Origin of the sequence: Citrobacter sp. CtB7.12, assembly GCF_001297795.1 — a bacterium.
GTDB lineage: Bacteria > Pseudomonadota > Gammaproteobacteria > Enterobacterales > Enterobacteriaceae > Citrobacter_A > Citrobacter_A amalonaticus.
This window is the reverse complement of record NZ_LIFT01000007.1, coordinates 219,781-240,518: the sequence shown is the minus strand read 5'-3', so window position 1 is coordinate 240,518 and position 20,738 is coordinate 219,781. Positions and strand designations below refer to the sequence as shown.

At 54.7% G+C, this 20,738-nt stretch carries 18 protein-coding genes; 5 read left to right on the top strand and 13 right to left on the bottom strand.

What is annotated here, in order from left to right; translation table 11 throughout:
- From AOY24_RS11450 to ttrS, 5 genes are all read right to left on the bottom strand, one after another.
- Positions 1-2,103, bottom strand: coding sequence for an aldehyde ferredoxin oxidoreductase (locus AOY24_RS11450; protein ID WP_043000828.1), 2,103 nt, complete (start codon positions 2,101-2,103; stop codon positions 1-3).
- Positions 2,104-2,123: 20 nt separating this feature from the next.
- On the bottom strand, positions 2,124-2,750 hold the full coding sequence (locus AOY24_RS11445; protein WP_043000829.1) for a ferredoxin-like protein: 627 nt from the start codon (positions 2,748-2,750) through the stop codon (positions 2,124-2,126).
- 446 nt (positions 2,751-3,196) lie between these two features.
- Positions 3,197-3,406 carry a fumarate hydratase FumD gene (gene fumD, locus AOY24_RS11440; protein ID WP_044254724.1) on the bottom strand — a complete coding sequence of 70 codons (210 nt, stop codon included), beginning with the start codon at positions 3,404-3,406 and terminating at the stop codon, positions 3,197-3,199.
- A gap of 93 nt (positions 3,407-3,499) precedes the next feature.
- Positions 3,500-4,102, bottom strand: a complete 603-nt coding sequence (ttrR, locus tag AOY24_RS11435; protein WP_054176656.1) for a tetrathionate respiration response regulator TtrR — start codon at positions 4,100-4,102, stop codon at positions 3,500-3,502.
- The gene (ttrS, locus tag AOY24_RS11430; RefSeq protein WP_200906162.1) at positions 4,077-5,849 is read right to left on the bottom strand and encodes a tetrathionate respiration histidine kinase TtrS; all 1,773 of its coding nucleotides are present in this window, start codon (positions 5,847-5,849) and stop codon (positions 4,077-4,079) included. The genes ttrR and ttrS overlap by 26 nt, the downstream gene beginning before the upstream one ends.
- A gap of 179 nt (positions 5,850-6,028) precedes the next feature.
- Here ttrS and ttrB point away from each other — a divergent pair, with 179 nt between their 5' ends.
- From ttrB to ttrA, 3 genes are read left to right on the top strand one after another with little or no spacing between them, the layout of a single operon-like run.
- Positions 6,029-6,757 (top strand): tetrathionate reductase subunit TtrB, encoded by a 729-nt coding sequence (gene ttrB / locus AOY24_RS11425; RefSeq protein WP_054176654.1) that lies wholly within the window; start codon positions 6,029-6,031, stop codon positions 6,755-6,757.
- Entirely contained in the window at positions 6,757-7,779 is a 1,023-nt protein-coding gene (gene ttrC / locus AOY24_RS11420; protein ID WP_152967198.1) for a tetrathionate reductase subunit TtrC, read from the top strand. Before ttrB ends, ttrC begins: the two co-directional genes overlap by 1 nt.
- Positions 7,772-10,837: a tetrathionate reductase subunit TtrA gene (gene ttrA / locus AOY24_RS11415; RefSeq protein ID WP_054176652.1), complete on the top strand. Its 3,066-nt coding sequence runs from the start codon at positions 7,772-7,774 to the stop codon at positions 10,835-10,837. Before ttrC ends, ttrA begins: the two co-directional genes overlap by 8 nt.
- Positions 10,838-10,929: 92 nt before the next feature.
- Here the strand turns inward: ttrA and AOY24_RS11410 are convergent, their stop codons facing one another.
- The 3 genes from AOY24_RS11410 to AOY24_RS11400 are packed head-to-tail and all read right to left on the bottom strand — an operon-like array spanning position 10,930 to position 13,447.
- Positions 10,930-11,742, bottom strand: coding sequence for a MetQ/NlpA family ABC transporter substrate-binding protein (locus AOY24_RS11410; RefSeq protein WP_054176651.1), 813 nt, complete (start codon positions 11,740-11,742; stop codon positions 10,930-10,932).
- A gap of 21 nt (positions 11,743-11,763) precedes the next feature.
- A complete protein-coding gene (locus AOY24_RS11405) occupies positions 11,764-12,432 on the bottom strand; it encodes a methionine ABC transporter permease (RefSeq protein ID WP_054176650.1) in 669 nt (222 codons plus the stop codon).
- Positions 12,425-13,447: a methionine ABC transporter ATP-binding protein gene (locus AOY24_RS11400; RefSeq protein WP_054176649.1), complete on the bottom strand. Its 1,023-nt coding sequence runs from the start codon at positions 13,445-13,447 to the stop codon at positions 12,425-12,427. The genes AOY24_RS11405 and AOY24_RS11400 overlap by 8 nt, the downstream gene beginning before the upstream one ends.
- A 523-nt stretch (positions 13,448-13,970) precedes the next feature.
- Between AOY24_RS11400 and pykF the strand changes: the two genes are divergently transcribed.
- A complete protein-coding gene (gene pykF, locus AOY24_RS11395) occupies positions 13,971-15,383 on the top strand; it encodes a pyruvate kinase PykF (RefSeq protein ID WP_043000839.1) in 1,413 nt (470 codons plus the stop codon).
- A 308-nt stretch (positions 15,384-15,691) separates the two neighbouring features.
- The gene (gene lpp, locus AOY24_RS11390; protein WP_001082307.1) at positions 15,692-15,928 is read left to right on the top strand and encodes a murein lipoprotein Lpp; all 237 of its coding nucleotides are present in this window, start codon (positions 15,692-15,694) and stop codon (positions 15,926-15,928) included.
- 76 nt (positions 15,929-16,004) lie between these two features.
- Here the strand turns inward: lpp and AOY24_RS11385 are convergent, their stop codons facing one another.
- The 5 genes from AOY24_RS11385 to sufC form a co-directional block, all read right to left on the bottom strand.
- On the bottom strand, positions 16,005-17,000 hold the full coding sequence (locus AOY24_RS11385; RefSeq protein ID WP_054176648.1) for a L,D-transpeptidase family protein: 996 nt from the start codon (positions 16,998-17,000) through the stop codon (positions 16,005-16,007).
- Between the two features lie 97 nt (positions 17,001-17,097).
- Positions 17,098-17,514, bottom strand: a complete 417-nt coding sequence (gene sufE / locus AOY24_RS11380) for a cysteine desulfuration protein SufE (protein ID WP_043000841.1) — start codon at positions 17,512-17,514, stop codon at positions 17,098-17,100.
- A 12-nt stretch (positions 17,515-17,526) separates the two neighbouring features.
- Positions 17,527-18,747 (bottom strand): cysteine desulfurase SufS, encoded by a 1,221-nt coding sequence (gene sufS, locus AOY24_RS11375; protein ID WP_044254740.1) that lies wholly within the window; start codon positions 18,745-18,747, stop codon positions 17,527-17,529.
- Complete coding sequence (sufD, locus tag AOY24_RS11370) at positions 18,744-20,015, bottom strand: Fe-S cluster assembly protein SufD (RefSeq protein WP_054176647.1); 1,272 nt, start codon at positions 20,013-20,015, stop codon at positions 18,744-18,746. Before sufD ends, sufS begins: the two co-directional genes overlap by 4 nt.
- Complete coding sequence (gene sufC, locus AOY24_RS11365; RefSeq protein WP_043000844.1) at positions 19,990-20,736, bottom strand: Fe-S cluster assembly ATPase SufC; 747 nt, start codon at positions 20,734-20,736, stop codon at positions 19,990-19,992. Before sufC ends, sufD begins: the two co-directional genes overlap by 26 nt.
- Between the last annotated feature and the right edge of the window lie 2 nt (positions 20,737-20,738).

Here is a 20,738-nt window from a genome sequence, read left to right as displayed (position 1 = left end):
TTACGCCGGCAACAGATTCTGCGCGGCCAGGTCATCGGCGACATCTTCCAGGCCGAGTCGATTCAACGTCTCACGCGTCGGGCAGCCCAATTCAGGGTGCCAGCCCATCTCTTTATAAAACAGCGTCAGGGATTCACGCATATCGTCGCGGTCCATCTTGTCGGTGCCTTCGCTAAAGACCGGAATCTTCGGATCCTTATCAAACACCCACGAGCAGATCAGATCGTGCGCATTGCGCATATCGTTGGTCTGCATCAGTTTCACCGTGTAGGCGCGATGTAGAGTGAAAATACGTTCTGCGGCTAAATCGAGACTGGCCTGAGTGGTTTCATCACCGGTTACGGCCTGAAAGAATTTGGCTTCCAGATCGAGATCCCCGCGATAGTTGCGACTTTTCAGCGGCGACACGGTCATCGGCCAGACCCAGTTACACAGCGTGACGGCGTTATGCAGGCACACTTTCAGCAACGTCCATTTGGCATATTTAATTTTTGCCGCGTTGATGGGCGTGTAATTTTTCGTTTCATCGTAGGCGTCTGGTGAACCAAACAGTTCCGCGGCGACTTCCCGCTGGAGTGTTAAAGGCAAACCCGAGCCGATGAAATTGATGTGGGTGTGGGTCATACAATCGCGGTTGAACATGCAGTTAGTGATGGCCCCCACCTGCGCCGAGGCTTCGTTGGCGTGGTGAACCGGAAAACCAAACGGTGACCACAGTTTATTTTTTTCATACGCCCAGTATTCATCACCCAGTTGCCAGCGCTCGGCAATGGCATACGACCCATCCGCCAGATGGCTAAGTTCACCCACGCGATGCGCCAGACGATAATAGAAATCCTTGATGAAATTCGGATCGCCCGCTTCCAGTTGATCCCAGCGGATCTGGGCATATTCTTCCGCCGGCAGGACGCGTTTAAACACCCCTTTGCTGTAGCAATACGTAAAGTCGCGGTGCAACTGGCCGTAGTTACACCAGATGCCGTAGTCATCAAACAGATTCAGACCCACCAGGTTGCCGATGACCCGGCCATCGCCTTTGTCTTCAAAGTCCTTCGGACCGTTCGGGAAAATGGTGGTATGGACGAAGTTCGCCACGCAGGTATTCCCGCCGGTGCTCGGCACGCCAAAGTCCTTCACGCGAGGAATGTTCATCTGCGTCATGCAGCGAATCGGACAAGAATGGCAGCCGCTCATTTTCACCGTGTACTTTTCCGCTGCCGGACCTAAATCGAAGACCGATTTGTAGGTCCTGAAGCCGACGGTGTTCTGATTACCCGGCGGGATCTCGCCGGTCTCGATCGGCCCACCTTCCGCCGCGCCCCAGAACAACCCTTTGCGTGCAGTCCAGCGTGACGCGGGCGAGGAATATTCCGCCCATGCCTGCGGTGTGCTGGGCACAACATGGTTATTATTCGCGCCAATCAGCTCCGTCATCATGTAATCATTCAACCGCTTCATCTCTTTGCGATCGGCAATGTTGACGCCTTTGGTCCCTTCCACGGCGATGGCTTTCAGATTTTTCGACCCCATCACCGCGCCGGTCCCTGCGCCACCGCTGTGGTTGCGGCTATTGAGCATACAAGAGAGCGGCACGAGGTTTTCACCCGCCTGACCAATCGCCGCCACGCAGGTTTCTGGTGACGTCATCCGGCAAATTTCTTCCGTGGTTGCACGGGTGCCTTTCCCCCACAGAAAATCGGCTTTTTCAATCGTGACCTTGTCGTCTTTAATATTGAGCCAGACGGGGGATGCCGCCTTGCCTTCAATGATGATGGCGTCATAGCCGGCAAATTTCATTTGTGCGGCAAAAAAACCGCCCATATGTGCATCGACAACCAGATTGCCTTTTGTGAATGTAGAGAGCGACGTGATATTAACGCGAGAACTGCATGGAGCGCCGGATCCGGTAAGCGGTCCCGTCGCAAAAACTAATTTATTGCCTTCATCAAAGGGTTTAGTGCCAGCGGGAACTTCGTCGTACATAATTTTGTAGCCGAACCCCATACCGCCGACAAATTTTTTAAATTTACTGGAATCTTCAAGGGTAATATCGCCTGTTGTAAGATTGACCCGTAAAATATTACCTGTCCAACCGTTAGCCATAATGTTTTCCTTTGCAAGATTCAAACAGTAATATCTTTCCACTCGATGATTTTTAATGCCCCGGTCGGGCAGGCACTGGCGCACTCACCGCATAACACACATTTTGATGATTTCTTCGTTTCGGTATTGACGGTGGCCATCATCCAGGGACACGCGGTAGTACAGGCGCTGCACCCGATACAGCGTCGGTGGTCAACGGCAATGCAACCGTCTTCCTGGCTCCAGGTAATCGCCCCAATGGGGCACACCTTCATGCACTGCGGATCTTTGCACTGACGACAGGTGTCCGGGGTGTAGTTCAGATCGCCATACAGGCCGCCGCCGGAGCCTGGCCCCTTGTCGCCAAAGAAATAATGACGGTGAATTTTAATGCGGGAAAAGAAGGTGCCGACGGCACCATCATTGTAATTGGTACAAGAAATTTCACAGCGATGGCAACCGGTACAGCGGGCGCGTTGGGTTACCAGCACCCCTTTCGGCGTGGAGATCAACCCCACGGTGCCGCTATCGATATCTTCTTGCTTACAGCCAAAAAGCGACAGTAACGCGGGCGCGATGGTTAACCCTGCCAGGCCTTTTCCTGATATACGCAGGAATTCCAGCCGCGTTAAGCCAGTATCTAATAATGGACGATCAACCTGGTTCATTTATTTTGCATCCTCTTCGCAAACGCAGTGCCGACAACACGTCCCAGGCTGATGCTAATTATGCTGAAACAGAGCCTCTGATGTTGCCTCCCACAGCTGAAGTTCTGCCATAACCGGATTGCATAAATAACGCAATTTAACGCAAATAAACTAATCCTTTAGGGTTAGGCGAAATAAATAATGGGAGTTATTGGTAGGTATAACTTTGATCATTATCAATTAAAAATGGGAAGGGAAATATTAAATGCGTAGTGATATTTATTATCATAAAGACAGTGAAACACTGTTCCACAAGATTACAAATAAATGTGAAATTGTTCCCAACTATAAATTAAAAAGCAGTCGTGATATATTAACAAATATAGCGAATTAGCCAATAACGGTAATATTGTCCCTGAATAATTCGCGTTTCAGGAAATAAGGGATGCGTTCATCCCCTAATGCGGTTAGCTGGCCAGCGCTTTGATTACCGTTTCCATTGCCTGTTTTTCGAGGTCGCTACGCTGAATACGCTGGTTCGCCAGTGCGGTTCTCAGTACCCCGGCAATCACGATATGTTTGGGTTCCTGTCCCAGATCGCGCATTTCCAGCACCACTTTGCCAACCACTCTGCACATCTCACGGTACAGTTCATCGTCTTTTGTCAGGTTTCCCATTATTGTCTCTCATTGCTGGTCCAGTTAAACAGCATATATCAGACTGCAGGTGATGACAAAAAACAAAGAAAATCAAATAAATAACTCACGGTACTATTCAACGATATGCGTTTCTTTCAATTGTTGCCATTTGTTGACCAGTGCCGCCAGATTTGCCGCCTGCATTTTTTCCATCACCCTGGCGCGATGTACTTCTACCGTGCGTACCGCGATGTTCATCACCTGCGCAATCTCGCGGTTCATCAGTCCATTAACGACGAAACCTGCTAACTCACGTTCTTTTGCCGTAAGTGCGCGATAACAGGTGATGATCTGTTGTCGGGCTACGGCCTGTTCCGATACCACCAGCGCACGCTCCAGCGCCGTTTGCAGCGGTTTGGCGCTGACCGGTTTTTGCAAAAAGTCTACCGCCCCCTGCTTCATCTGCTCGACGGCCATCGGCACGTCGCCATGTCCGGTCAGAAACACCACTGCCAGCGTACTTTCGCGCTGGCGCAACACCGCATGGACATGCTTACCGTCCATGACCGGCATCCGCATATCCAGCAACAGTACGCCCGTCTGATACAAATCGGCCTGCGCAAGAAAAACAGCCCCTTCTTCCCAGCACGTGACCGGATAGCCCAGGCTCTCCAGAAGAAAGGCGCAGGCATCGGTGACCGCCACATCATCATCCAGTAAATGAATTATCGCCATTGCCGCTCCTGTCCTCCTGTTGAGTAAAATCCAGTACAACCGCCACGCCAGGCAGCCCGTCAGGCGCGGTCTGATTTCGCAGGTTAATCTCTCCCTGACCGTAACGTACCAGCCGCTGACAAATCACCAGCCCCAGTCCCATCCCCTCTTTCCGACTGGTTTTGAAGGGCTGAAAGGCTTGCTGCAATAAGGCATCGTTGATACCGCCGCCATTATCCTGCAACGTCATGTGCACGCCCTGTGTCGACGCTGAGGCGTCAATCCACAACGCGGTGGCACCCGCCTGCGCCGCGTTGAGGATCAGATTAGCCAGCACCTGCTCCAGCAAAACCGGCGGCAGCAACATCGTCAACGCGCGATCGATATTGCTGTGTAAAATTAACATCGGAAACTGCTGTGCCATGCGTAACAGTTGCCAGACATGTTGAACCGCCTCGCGAATGCTGATGTTCTCCCACTCTTCCGTGCGGATCGGGCTTCCCTGAGCCTGACTCACCCAGCGCCGCAAATTACGCAGCGTCTCGGCCCCGCGCTGCGCCTGCCGATCGATATGCTCGAGCGCAGGCAGTAACGCGTGCGCCGGATCCTGAGACTGCAGGCGAATCAGGCTGCCCTGCGCGTAATGGCGAATAGCCGACAGCGGTTGATTCAGTTCGTGCGCGAATCCGGAGGTCATTTCGCCGAGAACGCTCATCTGCCTGGCCGTTTCCAGCGCCTGCTCCTGCTGGCGCAACTGGACGCTGTTGCGTTCAAGTTGTTTACCACGGCGACGAACCAGCAGCATCACCCAGATGTAGTTCAGGGTCAGCAAAAGCAGGATCAGCGCAGTCCCGCCCATCAGCCACTGATGTTGTATCAGCCAGCTTTTCACATCCAGCCATAAGCGTCGCTGCTGTGGATGCTGCTGTACGTCGCGCAGTAACGCCTCCACCTGGCTGGTCGACGCCGGCGCTCCCCAATGGAACGCGGAGGTGTCATGTGCAGCCAGCAGCGCGCGGGTGACGCGATCGGCCAGCGCATCACTGACCGCAGGCAACGCGGCAAACGACCAGTCAGGATAGAGCGGCGTACTGGCTAAACAGGCAATATTTCCGGGACGGTTGAGCACCGCGACAAAATCGGTTTTATCAACCAGTCCCTCTTCGTCCATTTTTTCCAGCAGGCAGACCGGAACAATCACCGCCTGCACCGCGTTTTCACGGAGTAAATAAAGAAGCGCATCGGCTGGAAAACCAGTAAAACGCAGGTTGAGGTCGCGCTCCGGGCGCAGGCCGGCGTCGCTCAACGCTTTGTATCCCAGCAGGTAGCCGCCGAACGCCTGAGGATCAATGGCCCCCACTGTTTTACCGATCAGATCATGCACGCTGGTGATACCGCTGTCGCGCCGGGCAAGGATCGCACTGCCAATGACGTTCCCCGTGCCGCGCGCAGAACGCAGAGACGCCAGCCAGCGCAGCGGTGAATGGCTGTTCAGTTGCACAAACTGTGCTGGGTTGGTCACCACAAATTGTACGCTTGCGTTGTTGACCGCCACCTGCATCTGGTGCAGATCCAGCGGCAGAATGTGGAACCGTTCTCCGGGAATCTGCTGATTAAGCTGCGTTTCCAGCGCCTGCCAGTGGTTACGGGTGGAGACCTCACCCCGCATCGCCAGAATCCCGATATTCCATGCGCCCGCCAGCGAAGCGCCGCTGAACATTAAGGCCGACGCCAGCAGCGTCAGCCTCATCACCTTTTTACCTCTCACACCCTTATCCCCGTTGATTATGTTGTTTTAGATCAACAACCCGCCGGGTATGTGGTTAACCACAATAGAGCTGCCCCCGCCACGATTTTTACACTGTAAATCATCGACATTCTTTATTCATCACACGCAACCCAACGGCGTGACAAATGTTTCGTTGTTGCCTTGAGACGGGAGAAAAAATGGACAGCAGTAAACGGCAGTTTCTCCAGCAACTGGGCGTCCTGACCGCAGGCGCGTCGCTGGTTCCACTGGCGCAGGCGAAATTTTCTTTTTCACCTGAACGCCGCGGTGGTTCCACACAGCAGCGTTACGCGATGCTTGTCGATCTGCGCCGCTGCATCGGCTGTCAGGCCTGCACCGTCAGTTGCGCGATTGAAAACCAGACGCCGCAGGGCGAGTTCCGTACCCATGTGAATCAGTATCAGGTCCAGGTGGCGGATGAAGTGACCAATGTGCTGTTACCGCGTCTGTGCAACCACTGCGACAATCCGCCCTGCGTACCGGTTTGTCCGGTGCAGGCCACCTTTCAACGCGAAGACGGTATCGTCGTGGTCGATAACACCCGCTGCGTCGGTTGTGCCTACTGTGTGCAGGCGTGTCCTTATGACGCCCGTTTTATCAATCATGAAACGCAGACCGCCGATAAATGCACGTTTTGCGTCCATCGTTTAGAGGCCGGACTTCTCCCCGCCTGCGTGGAGTCCTGTGTTGGCGGCGCGCGCATCATCGGCGATATCCGCGATCCGCAAAGCCGTATTTCGCAATTAATCCGCACCCATCATGACACCATCAAGGTGTTGAAACCGGAAAACAACACCGTGCCCCATGTCTTCTATCTGGGACTGGATGAGGCGTTTGTCTCCCCGTTGATGGGCCGCGCACAACCCGCACTCTGGCAGGAGGTCTGATAATGTCACCCTTAATCATTGAAGAGGTGCTGACCCGTCCACAGGCGGTGAGTTGGCTTCCCTGGGCAGTACAGTATTTCTTTTTCATCGGTATTGCCGCCTGCGGGGCGCTGTCTGGTGCCGTCCTGCACTGGCGGAAAAAGGATAATCCCGCCCTGGAAAACCTGACGCTGCTGATTACGCTAACCTGCGCAATCACCGCACCGCTGGCGCTAACCGCCGATCTCCACCAGACAGCCCGTGTCTGGCATTTCTATGCGTACCCTACGCCGTGGTCATGGATGCCGTGGGGCGCCCTGTTTTTGCCGCTGTTTACCGCGTTCCTCGGACTCTGGTTTCTGGCGCAGGTTTACAGGCAACTCACTGGTAAAAGTTACGCTGTCACAAAATGGTTCGCGTGTGCCAGCGCGCTGATCGCGATAGGATTGTTGCTCTATACCGGGCGGGAGGTCTCTGTGGTGCAGGCTCGCCCCGTCTGGTTCAGTTATGCCTTTGTGCTGGTGATGTTCCTGAGTGCGCTACAAACCTTTTTAGCGTTGTTAATCGTCGGGCTGCGCGATGATTTTCCAACGCAAAAGCGCCTCGCGCTCGGACAACTGCTGACACTGCTCGCCCTTGCAGCCGTCATTATTTTCTGGGTCTGCGGCGATACGCTTTCCGGTATGACCATCCGCCAGTGGCTGGCAATCTCCGCATCGGCACGCCATTACGCCTCAGGCTGGCTGGCATTCTGGCTGATCTCATTGCTGTTTAGCGTTATCGCCCTGCGTCGTCCGCTGTCATTGCCTCTGCGTAGCCTGCTGGCGTTGAGCGCGATGGCGCTATGCTGGCTCATGCGCTGGACGCTGCTGATTCAGGGGCAGACGCTGCCGAAATTCAACGCCCAGTTTAACCCATACGCCCTGCCCGCCGGAACCGACGGTTGGCTTGCCATCCTCGGCACCTTCGGCCTGTGGATAGCGCTGCTTATTATTATTCGCGAAAGCGTGAACGGACTCGCAAGGAGACTGCAACATGGCTAATTTAACCCGTCGTCAGTGGCTCAAAGTCGGCCTGGCCGTCGGCGGTATGGCGACGTTCGCTCTCAGCTATCGTGACGTCGCGAAGCGCGCCATTGACGGCTTGATCAACGGCACCTCGGGTAAAATCACCCGCGACCACATCACCGGTAACGCGCTGATCCCGGAAGCCAACGCGCACCCGCGCTGGCAGCAGAATACGCAGCAAACCATCGCCATGACCCAATGTTTCGGTTGCTGGACACAGTGCGGCGTCAGGGTACGCGTTGATCAACAAACCAACCGGGTGCTACGTATTGCCGGCAACCCGTATCATCCGCTTTCTCATGAGCATCATATTGACGCGTCGGTGCCATTCAGTACGGCGATGGCGCAACTGGCGGGCGAGAACGGTCTTAATGCTCGCTCGACGGCCTGCGCCAGGGGCGCGACGCAACTGGAAGGCCTGTACAGCCCGTTGCGTATTCTTGAGCCGATGAAACGCGTCGGTAAACGCGGCGAAGGTAAATGGCAGCGCATCAGCTTTGAACAATTGATCAATGAAGTGGTGGAAGGCGGCGACCTGTTTGGCGAGGGTCACGTTGACGGCCTGCGCGCCATTTACGCCCCGTCGACCCCCATTGATCCGCAACATCCGGGGTTTGGTCCTAAATCCAACCAGCTTCTGGTCACCAATACCAGCGACGATGGGCGAGATACATTTTTACGCCGCTTTGCTCTCAACAGTTTCGGTAGCAAGAACTTTGGCGCGCATGGCTCCTATTGTGGACTGGCCTATCGCGCAGGTTCCGGCGCGCTGATGGGCGATCTCGATAAAAACACCCACGTAAAGCCCGACTGGGATAACGTCGAGTTCGCGCTGTTTATGGGCACCTCGCCCGCACAGTCGGGCAACCCGTTTAAACGCCAGGCCAGACAGCTTTCCAGCGCACGCCTGCGCGGTGATTTCAGCTATGTGGTCGTCGCCCCGGCGCTGCCGTTAACCACCGTGTTAGCTGACGATCACGGTCACTGGTTACCCGTGATCCCCGGCAGCGACTCTGCGCTGGCGATGGCAATGATCCGCTGGATTATCGAAAACCAACGCTACAACGCCGATTATCTGGCGCTGCCCGGCGCAAAGGCCATGCAACACGCTGACGAGAAGAGCTGGACCAACGCCACGCATCTGGTGATCGCCGACGATCTTCCCGGACTGGCGGGACAGCACTTAACGCGTCGCCATCTGGACCCTTCCGCGGCCAATGATCCACTGGTTGTTAATGAACACAACGAGCTGGTCCCCGCCAGTGATTGTCTGCACGCCACGCTGTTTGCCACGCGCCAGGTCACGCTCGCCGACGGACGTAGCGTGACGGTGAAGAGCAGCGTCCAGTGTCTGAAAGAATCGGCGGAAAAAATGACGCTCACGCAGTACAGCCAACAGTGCGGTGTGGCTGAGGACAACATCATCGCGCTGGCGGATGCCTTTACCCGTCACGGACGTAAAGCGGCGGTCGTCACCCACGGCGGCATGATGGCAGGAAATGGTTTCTATAATGCGTGGGCGGTGATGATGCTGAACGCGCTGATCGGCAACCTCAGTCTGGAAGGCGGCGTCTTTGTCGGCGGCGGAAAATTCAACGGCGCAACGGACGGCCCACGCTACAACATGGCGAGTTTTCAAGGAAAAGTGAAGCCTAAAGGGCTGAGCATCGCGCGAAGCAAAACGGCGTATGAATCTTCTGAAGAGTACCGTGACAAGGTCGCCGCCGGGCGTTCCCCCTTCCCGGCCAAAGCACCGTGGTATCCGTTTGTCGCCGGTCAACTGACTGAGTTGCTGAGTTCCGCGCTGGAAGGGTATCCGTACCCGCTTAAAGCGTGGATCTCCAACATGACCAATCCCTTGTATGGCATACCCGGTTTGCGCGCGGTGGCCGAAGAAAAGCTGAAAGATCCGGCACGGTTGCCGCTGTTTATTGCCATCGACGCGTATATGAACGAAACAACGGCCCTTGCGGATTACATCGTACCGGACACGCATAATTTCGAAAGCTGGGGATTCAGCGCGCCGTGGGCTGGCGTCGCCAGTAAAGCTACCACCGCTCGCTGGCCGATTGTTACCGCTGCCACCGCCACAACCGCCGACGGTCAGCCGGTTTCGATGGAGGCATTCTGCATCGCGGTGGCAAAGCAACTGCATCTGCCGGGGTTTGGCGACAATGCGATATCCGACAGCGCAGGGAACCATTATCCGCTCAACCGTGCCGAAGACTACTATTTGCGCGTTGCCGCCAATATCGCGTTTATGGGGAAGGCCCCGGTCGCCGAAGCGGTAACGGAAGATATTGAACTCACAGGCGTCCGCCGCATTATGCCCGTCATTGAGCAGACGCTAAAGGCAGAAGAAGTGCGTCGGGTGGCGTTTATCTACTCACGCGGCGGGCGTTTCGCACCGGACAAGAGCGGACGGGCCGAAAACCGGGTCGGCAACGCGTGGGAAAAACCGCTGCAAATCTGGAACGCCGAGGTTGCCGCTCATCGTCATGCTATCACTGGCGAGCGCTACAGCGGCTGTCCGGCGTGGTATCCGGCAAGACTCTCTGACGGACGTTCGGTGGACGACCTGTTCCCGCTGGCACAGTGGCCGCTCAAACTTATCTCGTTTAAGTCCAATACCATGGCCAGTGCGTCTGCGGTAATCCCACGTTTGCACCACGTTAAGCCGGTCAATCTGGTGGCGTTGAACCCGCAGGACGGTCAGCGTTTCGGGCTTTCCCATGGCGACACGGTGCGGATCACCACACCGGGTGGACAGGTTGAGGCGCAAATTAGTTTGCTGCACGGCGTAATGCCTGGAGTCATCGCGATCGAGCACGGCTATGGGCATCGGGAGATGGGCGGCGCGCAACACACGCTGGACGGTGAACCGCTGCCGTTTGATGCGAAAGTGAAATCGGGGATTAACCTGAATGACCTGGGATTTGCCGATCCGACGCGAAAAATCAGTAACACCTGGCTGGACTGGGTGTCCGGCGCCGCGGTCCGTCAGGGGCTGCCAGCAAGAATTGAGCGGGTCTGACACTTGCCCGGATGGCAATGCTCGCGCGTTTTACCCGGCCTACAGGACAACGTAGGCCGGGTAAGGCGAAGCCGTCTCCCGGCAAAAACGGATCAGTTATTCACCGGAATGACCGCACCTTTGTATTTGGTGCGGATCCACTCCTGAATCTCTTTTGAGTGCAGGACGTCAACCAGTGCGACGATATCCTTTTTCTTCTCGTCGCCACGATGCACAGTAATGATGTTGGCATACGGGTTGTTCTCACCGCTTTCCACCGCGATCGGGTCGTGTACCGGATCCAGACCAGCGTCGATAGCGTAGTTGGCGTTAATCACCACCGCATCACCTTCATCGTTGTTGTACATTTGCGGCAACAGCGCGGCTTCCACGTTAGGCAGGAACTTCAGCTTCTTCGGGTTATCCACGATGTCGCTGATGCGTGCGGTCACTTTGTCCACGCCCGGCTTCAGTTTGATTACGCCCTCTTTCTCGAAGATAGACAGAATACGCCCCTCTTCCGACACCGCATCACGCATGATGATTTTGCCGCCTTCCGGCAGATCCTTCAGTGATTTAACTTTTTTCGAATAGATGCCGATAGGCTCAATGTGGATGGCGCCCGCACTGACAAAATCGTAGGTCTTATCCCCGGCATGGTCTTTCAGCACGCTGTTCAGATAGGGAATATGCTGGAAGTAGTTGGCATCAATCTCACGGCCCGCCAGCGCGGTGTTCGGCAGGATGTAGTCCTGGAACGGTTGAATCTCCAGATCGATCCCCTGTTTCGCCAGGATCGGTTTGGCCTGTTCGAGGATTTCGGCATGCGGTACGTTAGACGCGCCCACGGTCAACGTGTCCGCCCAGGAGGCGAAGCTCAGGGCACTTAAGGTGGCTGCGGCGAGAAGTGTCAGTGATTTTTTCATGATAATGGTTTCCGTATTTTATTAGCGTTTATCTAACAGAGAAGTGATCACATCGCCGCAGAACTGGATAATGAAGACGATAACCAGAATGGTCACTGTCGCCACCAGCGTGACGTCGTTGTGGTTGCGCTGGAATCCTTCCAGATAAGCCAGATTCCCTAAACCACCTGCCCCGATCACCCCAGCCATCGCGCTGTAACTGACCAGCGCAATCAGCGTCACGGTGATACCGGACACCAGAGCGGGTGACGATTCAGGTAACAAAACCCGAAAAATTAAGGTGCTGAGACGAGCGCCCATTGAACGTGTGGCTTCAATGACGCCCTTATCCACTTCGCGCAGGGCGATCTCAACCAGGCGCGCGTAGAATGGCGCGGCACCGACAATTAGCGCCGGTAAGGCGGCATTCGCGCCAAGAATGGTGCCGACAATCGCTTTGGTAAACGGGATCAGTAAGACGATCAAAATAATGAACGGGATCGAGCGGAAAATATTCACCACCAGCGAAATGCCGCTGTACAGCGCACGGTTCTGGAACAGCCCGCCGCGTGCGGTAAGAAACAGCGCCAGTCCGAGGACGATACCGAGAACAAAGGTCGCAATCCCGGAGAGCGCGGTCATGTACAGCGTCTCCTGGGTAGCGGCAAACAGTTGATCCCATTTCAGATGGGGAAACAGATTCTCAGCCATGTTGAATCACCTCACCGTCAATGCCGCTTTTTTGCAGGTCGTCCAGAATGTTATTGAGTTGCTCTTCCGACGCCACCACGTGCAGCCACAGCTGGCCGAACACGCCATGCGCCGTCTGGGTCATTTTGCCGTGCAGGATATTGAATGGCAGACCGTAGCGCAGGGTCAGTTCGCCAACGATCGGCTGATGCGTGCTGTGCCCGGTAAAGGTTAATTTAATTACCGTGCCGCCCAGTTCGCTCGCCAGTTGTGGGTTAAAGGCTTCTTCATCAGCATACTGTCCCACCTGGCGGACAAACTGCCGGGTAATCGGCTGTTGCGGATGCGTGAAGACGCTCAAGACGTCGCCCTCTTCCACCACCTGACCGTTCTCCATCACTGCCACACGATCGCAGATTTTGCGCACCACGTGCATTTCATGGGTGATCAACACAATCGTCAGTTGGAAGCGGCGGTTGATATCAAGTAGCAGATCAAGAATTTGATCGGTTGTTTGCGGGTCCAGCGCCGACGTGGCTTCATCGCACAGCAATACATCCGGGCTGTTGGCCAGCGCGCGTGCAATCCCCACGCGCTGCTTTTGCCCGCCGCTCAGCTGTGACGGAAAGGCATTTTCGCGCCCCGTCAACCCTACCAGTTCAATCAGTTCCGCCACGCGAGCCTGAATTTTTGCTTTTGGCGCACCGGCGATTTGCATTGAAAAGGCGATGTTGTCGCGCACGGTGCGCGACCACAGCAGATTAAAATGCTGGAAGACCATGCTGATTTTCAGGCGCGCCTGGCGCAGCGATTCGCCGCGAGCGGCAGTAATATCATGACCGTTGATGGTCACGCTGCCCGTGGTTGGTTTTTCCAGCCCGTTGAGCAGACGAATCAGGGTGCTTTTCCCGGCACCGCTGTAGCCAATAATTCCGTAAATCTGTCCCTGCTCCACGGTCAAATTGACATTATCAACCGCAGTAATGGATAGCCGGCCTGGCGTGAACACTTTCGAAATATTTTTCAGGACAATCATGTCGTTTGGGTATCCGCGGCTGCTTATTGTTATCCTGCCAGCGCTTTCAGCTATTTAGCAGTATGGATGTCCAAACGAGTGTAATCAGGGTAATTTAGATTTGAAATGATTTAAAAGTCATTTGTTATAACTTGAAGGAATAAGTTGGGTTGCGCAACACAGCCTGGTTTTTGCGTTTGCGCAATTGGCAGACACGACTTGTTTAATAACAATTTGTTGTGTAACTGCCTGGATGTATTCTGAAACACCGTTTCCATTTTCCTTTTGTGTCTGTTTCAGCGTATAATGCGTGACAATTGTCACTTGAATGGTTTCAGCACATTGACCTGTCATACTCAGAGACTACAAAACGTCCCTTTTTGTCGGGCTGAACGACGAGCACACATTCCTCTGCACGCTCTATCGATGTCACCTATCCTTAGTGCGAGGCATCACAACTTTCGTAATACAGGTTTAGCTTCCAGTCAGTGCGTTCCGGAAGCCGGCTTTCCATATCCTTCTCAACTTAAAGACTAAGACTGTCATGAAAAAGACGAAAATTGTTTGCACCATCGGTCCAAAAACCGAATCTGAAGAGATGTTAACCAAAATGCTGGACGCGGGCATGAACGTCATGCGTCTGAACTTCTCTCACGGTGACTATGCAGAACACGGTCAGCGTATCCAGAACCTGCGCAACGTGATGAGCAAAACCGGCAAGAAAGCGGCCATCCTGCTCGACACGAAAGGTCCGGAAATCCGTACCATCAAGCTGGAAGGCGGTAACGACGTTTCCCTGAAAGCGGGCCAGACCTTTACCTTCACCACCGATAAATCCGTGGTGGGGAATAACGAAATCGTTGCCGTGACCTACGAAGGTTTCACCTCCGATCTGTCCGTGGGTAATACCGTACTGGTCGACGATGGTCTGATCGGTATGGAAGTCACCGCGATCGAAGGCAACAAAGTCATCTGTAAAGTGCTGAACAACGGCGACCTCGGCGAAAACAAAGGTGTTAACCTGCCAGGCGTTTCTATCGCCCTGCCGGCGCTGGCAGAAAAAGACAAACAGGACCTGATCTTTGGTTGCGAACAAGGCGTTGACTTTGTTGCGGCCTCTTTTATCCGTAAGCGTTCTGACGTGGTTGAAATCCGTGAGCACCTGAAAGCGCACGGCGGCGAGAAGATCCAGATCATCTCCAAAATTGAAAACCAGGAAGGCCTGAACAACTTCGACGAAATCCTCGAAGCGTCTGACGGTATCATGGTTGCCCGTGGCGACCTGGGCGTTGAAATCCCGGTTGAAGAAGTGATCTTCGCGCAGAAGATGATGATCGAAAAATGTATCCGTGCGCGTAAAGTGGTTATCACTGCGACCCAGATGCTGGATTCCATGATCAAAAACCCGCGTCCGACTCGCGCTGAAGCGGGCGACGTGGCGAACGCCATCCTCGACGGCACCGATGCGGTGATGCTGTCAGGCGAATCCGCAAAAGGTAAATACCCGCTGGAAGCGGTCACCATCATGGCGACCATCTGTGAGCGTACCGACCGTGTGATGACCAGCCGTCTGGACTTCAACAATGACAGCCGCAAATTGCGCATCACTGAAGCCGTCTGCCGTGGCGCGGTGGAAACCGCGGAAAAACTGGAAGCACCGCTGATCGTGGTGGCCACTCAGGGCGGTAAATCCGCTCGCGCAGTGCGTAAATACTTCCCGGACGCCACCATTCTGGCGCTGACCACCAACGAAGTCACAGCCCGTCAGCTGGTGCTGAGCAAAGGCGTTGTGGCGCATCTGGTGAAAGAAATCGCGTCTACTGATGATTTCTACCGTCTGGGTAAAGAGGTTGCTCAGCAGAGCGGTCTGGCTCAAAAAGGTGACGTTGTGGTGATGGTTTCTGGTGCTCTGGTACCGAGCGGCACGACTAACACGGCATCTGTTCACGTACTGTAATAATTCTCGAGTGAATTAATTCGATTAAAAAGCGCCCTCGCGGCGCTTTTTTTATTTTTCCAATAGCCACTATTAATAAAAATGCAAATCGGATTGAGCTATCTAATTACAGATTATCTAAGACGAATCCGATGGAAGCAGCCTGTTTTCACACGGTTTTTTAGCCGTTTTTGCGCATTTCGATGCTTCTTTGAGCGAACGATCAAAAATAAGCGTCTTCTCATCAAAAAAATATTCTCAACATAAAAAAGTTTGTGTAATACTTGTAACGCTACATGGAGATTAACTCAATCTAGAGGGTATTAATAATGAATCGTACTAAACTGGTACTGGGCGCGGTAATCCTGGGTTCTACTCTGCTGGCTGGTTGCTCCAGCAACGCTAAAATCGATCAGCTGTCTTCTGACGTTCAGACTCTGAACGCTAAAGTTGACCAGCTGAGCAACGACGTGAACGCAATGCGTTCCGACGTTCAGGCTGCTAAAGACGACGCAGCTCGCGCTAACCAGCGTCTGGACAACCAGGCTACTAAATACCGTAAGTAATAGTACCTGTGTAATAGAAATGGCGCACATTGTGCGCCATTTTTTTGTCTCGCGTTCTTCCTTCCCGCTACTCTCACTACTGCGTCTGCGTCTCTTCCTGTACTGATCCATTTTGCGCTGACTGAACAGCAGGTGTAGCTTCAACCGTTGGCGTTTGCCCGGCAGAGACCTCCACCGGATAACCCGCGCGACGATACAACGCTTTATCCACCAGTCCATCATCCACCTCTTTCATCGCCTTAAACTGGCTGAACCCGGCAGGCAGCACATACGGCATCGTCTGTACGTTTTGTTCTTCTTCCGGCGACAGTGGTCGGTGGACCTCAACGTAGCGCAGTCCGCTCGGCTCCACAGAATATTTCACCGGTTCATTAATCACTCTCACCGGCGTTCCCGTGCGAACCTGGGAGAACAGCGCTTTGATGTCCGGGGCATTCATCCGGATACAGCCGGAACTGACGCGCAGACCCACGCTGTCTGGTTGACTGGTGCCATGAATGAGATACTCGCCATTACCGTGCGCCAGACGAAGTGCAAAGAGCCCCAGCGGGTTATTCGGCCCGGCGGGGACCACCGGCGGCAACGTAATGCCTCGCTCCAGAGAGCGCTTACGGATGCCTGCCGTTGGCGTCCAGGTCGGATTCGGGATTTTCTGCCCAACGCGGGTTTCCATCACCGGCGTTTCCAGTCCCTGTAAACCAATACCGATCGGATAGACCTGGACGATATTTTCGCCCGGCGGATAGTAGTACAGCCGCAGTTCAGCCAGATTAACGATGATGCCTTCTCGGGGCGCATCGGGCAGCAATAGCTGTGACGGGATCGTTACCAGGGTGCCCGGCTTTGGCACAGGCGCAATGGTATTATTTGCCTCCAGAATAAGCATCGCGGCAGTATCAAAACGACGGGCAATGGCCTGCAGGTTTTTATCGCCTTCCTGCACCGTATACGTTTGATTCTGTCCAACAAGGCGACTGCCTGCTGGCGGTAAGGGGTAATCCACCGCCCAGGCAGCCTGTATGGCGCTGTAAGCGCCGATAAGCATTAGAGTAATAAGAGACGCGCGTTTCATACCCAACCTCCTGTATTCACTGGCATGGCCAGAATGCTGATAATCCTGTAAGACAGCCGGCTGCCTTACCTGACAGGATGAAAGCTGTCTATTGAGTTTAGCTAAGCGTTGCTGCTTTGGTACGGATCGCGCGAATCATCGCTTCCAGACCCTGCGACCGAGACGGTGTGAGATGCTGCGCGAGCGCCATCTGTTCAAACCACGGCCGCACATCAAAATTCACGATATCCTGAGCCGTCATCTGGTGATACAGAATGAAGACGACCGCAATCAGCCCTTTCACAATGGCAGCATCACTGTCGCCCTGCAGTTCAATAACGCCTTGCGCATTCTGGCGCATCACTATCCAGACCTGACTCTGACATCCCTGAATCGTATTTTCAGGACAACGGTCCGCTGCGGATATTTCCGGCAATCGCTGTCCCAGCTCAATGATGTACAGATACTTCTCTTCCCAATTAGCGCAACGCTGAAAATTACGCAACAATTTTTCTCTATCCGGCAGCGCAGCCATAGTGCCTCCCTGTTACCCCAGTAAGCGATGAATTCGTTGCAAGCCTGTCACCAGGCGATCCACTTCTTCATGGGTGTTATACATTGCCAGCGACGCCCGGCACATCGCCGGCACCTGATAAAAAGCCATCAGCGGCATCGCGCAATGGTGTCCGGTCCGCACGGCGATCCCGTAATTGTCGAGAAAACTGCCGACGTCATAGGCGTGATGTTTGCCGAGATTAAAGGCAATCACGCCCAGACGGTCAGTGGGGCCGTACAGCGTGAGATCCGGCACCGCCTTCAGTTGCTCCAGCGCATAGTGCATCAGGTTCTGTTCGTATTCGTTAATCGCCTCCAGTCCCAGCGCTGAAACATACTCCAGCGCGGCACCAAAGCCGATAATCCCGCCGGTATTCGGCGTCCCCGCTTCGAAACGCCACGGCGCTTTCGTCCAGGTCGTCCCCTGCGTCAGGCTGACAGTGGCGATCATCGACCCGCCCCCTTCCCAGGGCGGCATCTGTTGCAACAGCGCCTCTTTGACATAGAGCACACCAATACCGGTCGGGCCATACAGCTTGTGACCCGAGAAGACGTAAAAATCGCAGTCCAGCGCCTGAACGTCTACCGGGTGGTGCATCACCGCCTGAGCGCCATCCACCAGCACCTTCGCGCCATGCTGATGCGCCAGCGCGATCATTTCGGCGACAGGGTTTTCCGTACCCAGCACATTAGAGACGTGCGTTATCGCCAGCAGCCGGGTTTTCTCATCAAATAGGGTGGGCAGGATCTCCTGTTGCAATGTGCCGTCGGCGTTCAGCGGGATCACCCTCAGCTCAGCGCCCACCCGCGCGCACAGCATCTGCCACGGCACGATGTTGGCATGATGCTCCATCTCACTGATGATGATGTTATCGCCCGCGTGGACGTTCTCTGGCCCCCAACTGTTGGCGACCAGGTTAATGCCTTCCGTTGTACCGCGCACAAACACCAGCTCTTCCGCAGAGCGTGCGTTAATAAACAGCGATGCCAGCTTGCGCACATTCTCCATTTTTTCGGTGGCCTGAGCGCTGAGGGTGTGGATCCCCCGGTGCACCGCCGCATAACCGTGACGATAAAACTCAGCTTCCGCGTCAATCACCTGCGCCGGTTTTTGCGCGCTGGCGGCGCTGTCGAGATACGCCAGCGGCAGACCATTCACTTCGCGCGTGAGGACTGGAAAATCCGCACGTACTGTGTCGATGGGAAATGTCATGCTACGCCTCCCGGCAGACGTTGGCCGATCCGCGCCAGCACCTGTTGTTTCAATGCCTCGTCGCTCAGCGCTTCCGTCAGTTCTGCGGCAAAGGCATAAAGAATCATCTGTTGCGCATCCCGTTGAGCAATCCCGCGCGAGCGCAGGTAGAACATCTGCTCATCGTCAATACGCCCTACCGTCGCCCCGTGACTACACTTCACGTCATCGGCGTAAATTTCCAGCTGCGGTTTGGTATCCACTTCTGCAAGCTTGCCGAGCAGCAGATTATTGTTCGTCATCTGCCCGTCCGTTTTGATCGCGTGTTGGGCAACGTTAATCAGCCCGTTAAATACCGCCCGCCCCTTATCGCTGACGATGGTTTTATGCAACTGACGACTGTTGCAATAGCCTTTGTTGTGCTCAAGCCATGTGCGGGTATCGCAGACCTCATTTTTCACCGGCATCGCCAGGCTGTTGATCCTGAGGGTCGTATTCTCGCCGTTCAGTTGTGTGCTGGTGTTGTGACGCAACACCGCATCGCCGAGCAGAAAGCTGTGGCTGTGCGCCGACGCGTCTGCCGCCAGCAAGATGTCGTTATGGGCGAAGTGATGGCTGAGCGGGTTTTCAAATACCAGCTTGATGTGATGCAGGTGCGCGTTTGCCGCCACGTTCATGGTCAGGCGCGCGCCGGTGAAATGTCGGGCATCATTCAGACTGACGTAATGCTCGATAATCGTCGTCTCCGCCCCTTCCGCCAGCTCAAGATGGTGACGATAGTGCGCCGTGTTCACCTCTTCTGCGGATACGCCCTGGGTGATGTGCATCAACAGCAGCGGTTTTGCCGGGCGCTGGTTACGCTTAACGCGAATATGGGTCACGCTACGCGCCAGGCTTTCGGTGAGATGCAAAAACACTTCCGGTTGTACCGCGACCGGCAGGGTCTGGCGCTCGTCGTTGATCGCCACCTCAAAACCGCTGTTCTCCCAACTGTCGCTGAGCGTCGGGTTGAACTGCCCGTCGACAAACACCAGTCGCAATGCCTCCACGTTAAGCGCTAACGCATCGCGCTGTGCCGGGGAAACATCGGCATAACGACTGACGAACAAGCTGTTGCTGAGTCCTTCCAGCGGTGTGTATTTCCAGTTCTCATGTTTGCGCGTTGGCAGCCCCAGACGCAGAACCTGCTGGAGATGCTGTTGTGCCTGTTCAGAACGCGTCTCACCCTGTGCTTCAAACAGGTGATGCCATTGTTGCAGCGCATTACTGCTGTTCGGTAAGCCAGCCATATCCCTGCTCCTCCAGTTGTTTGACCAGCGTGAAATCGCCAGACTTCACAATCCGTCCCTGATACAGGACGTGGACAAAATCCGGCTTGATATAGTCAAGGATGCGCTGATAGTGGGTGACAATAATGAACGAGCGCTTACCGTCACGCAGTGAGTTGACCCCATCGGCAACCACTTTCAGGGCATCAATATCCAGCCCGGAGTCCGATTCATCGAGAATGCACAGTTCCGGCTCAAGCACCGCCATTTGCAGAATGTCATTCCGCTTCTTCTCGCCGCCGGAAAAACCGACGTTTACCGAGCGGGTTAGCAGATCTTCCGGCATCTTCAGCAGCGCGATTTTCTCTTCCATCAGATCCTGAAAATCGAAACGATCAAGCGATTCCTGGCCGCGATACGTACGCACCGCATTGAGCGCTGTTTGCAGGAAAAACTGATTGCTGACGCCGGGGATTTCCACCGGATACTGGAAGGCCATAAAGATACCTTCGCCTGCTCTTTCTTCCGGCGCCAGGTCCAACAGGTCTTTCCCTTTAAACATCACCGACCCGCCGGTGACCTCGTAATCTTCACGCCCTGCCAGCGTCGCAGAAAGCGTACTTTTCCCGGAGCCGTTCGGTCCCATAATGGCATGCACTTCCCCCGGACGAACCTCAAGGTTCAACCCACGCAGGATGGCTTTTTCTTCCACACTGACCTGTAAATCTTTAATCGTTAACATGT

Coding starts and splice junctions, on each gene's coding strand:
- AOY24_RS11445 (WP_043000829.1), bottom strand. CDS start 2,750: ATGAACCAGGTTGATCGTCCATTATTAGATACTGGCTTAACGCGGCTG.
- AOY24_RS11400 (WP_054176649.1), bottom strand. CDS start 13,447: ATGATTGTCCTGAAAAATATTTCGAAAGTGTTCACGCCAGGCCGGCTA.
- sufC (WP_043000844.1), bottom strand. CDS start 20,736: ATGTTAACGATTAAAGATTTACAGGTCAGTGTGGAAGAAAAAGCCATC.
- sufS (WP_044254740.1), bottom strand. CDS start 18,747: ATGACATTTCCCATCGACACAGTACGTGCGGATTTTCCAGTCCTCACG.
- sufD (WP_054176647.1), bottom strand. CDS start 20,015: ATGGCTGGCTTACCGAACAGCAGTAATGCGCTGCAACAATGGCATCAC.
- sufE (WP_043000841.1), bottom strand. CDS start 17,514: ATGGCTGCGCTGCCGGATAGAGAAAAATTGTTGCGTAATTTTCAGCGT.
- ttrA (WP_054176652.1), top strand. CDS start 7,772: ATGGCTAATTTAACCCGTCGTCAGTGGCTCAAAGTCGGCCTGGCCGTC.
- fumD (WP_044254724.1), bottom strand. CDS start 3,406: ATGGGAAACCTGACAAAAGACGATGAACTGTACCGTGAGATGTGCAGA.
- ttrR (WP_054176656.1), bottom strand. CDS start 4,102: ATGGCGATAATTCATTTACTGGATGATGATGTGGCGGTCACCGATGCC.
- AOY24_RS11385 (WP_054176648.1), bottom strand. CDS start 17,000: ATGAAACGCGCGTCTCTTATTACTCTAATGCTTATCGGCGCTTACAGC.
- ttrB (WP_054176654.1), top strand. CDS start 6,029: ATGGACAGCAGTAAACGGCAGTTTCTCCAGCAACTGGGCGTCCTGACC.
- pykF (WP_043000839.1), top strand. CDS start 13,971: ATGAAAAAGACGAAAATTGTTTGCACCATCGGTCCAAAAACCGAATCT.
- AOY24_RS11450 (WP_043000828.1), bottom strand. CDS start 2,103: ATGGCTAACGGTTGGACAGGTAATATTTTACGGGTCAATCTTACAACA.
- AOY24_RS11405 (WP_054176650.1), bottom strand. CDS start 12,432: ATGGCTGAGAATCTGTTTCCCCATCTGAAATGGGATCAACTGTTTGCC.
- AOY24_RS11410 (WP_054176651.1), bottom strand. CDS start 11,742: ATGAAAAAATCACTGACACTTCTCGCCGCAGCCACCTTAAGTGCCCTG.
- lpp (WP_001082307.1), top strand. CDS start 15,692: ATGAATCGTACTAAACTGGTACTGGGCGCGGTAATCCTGGGTTCTACT.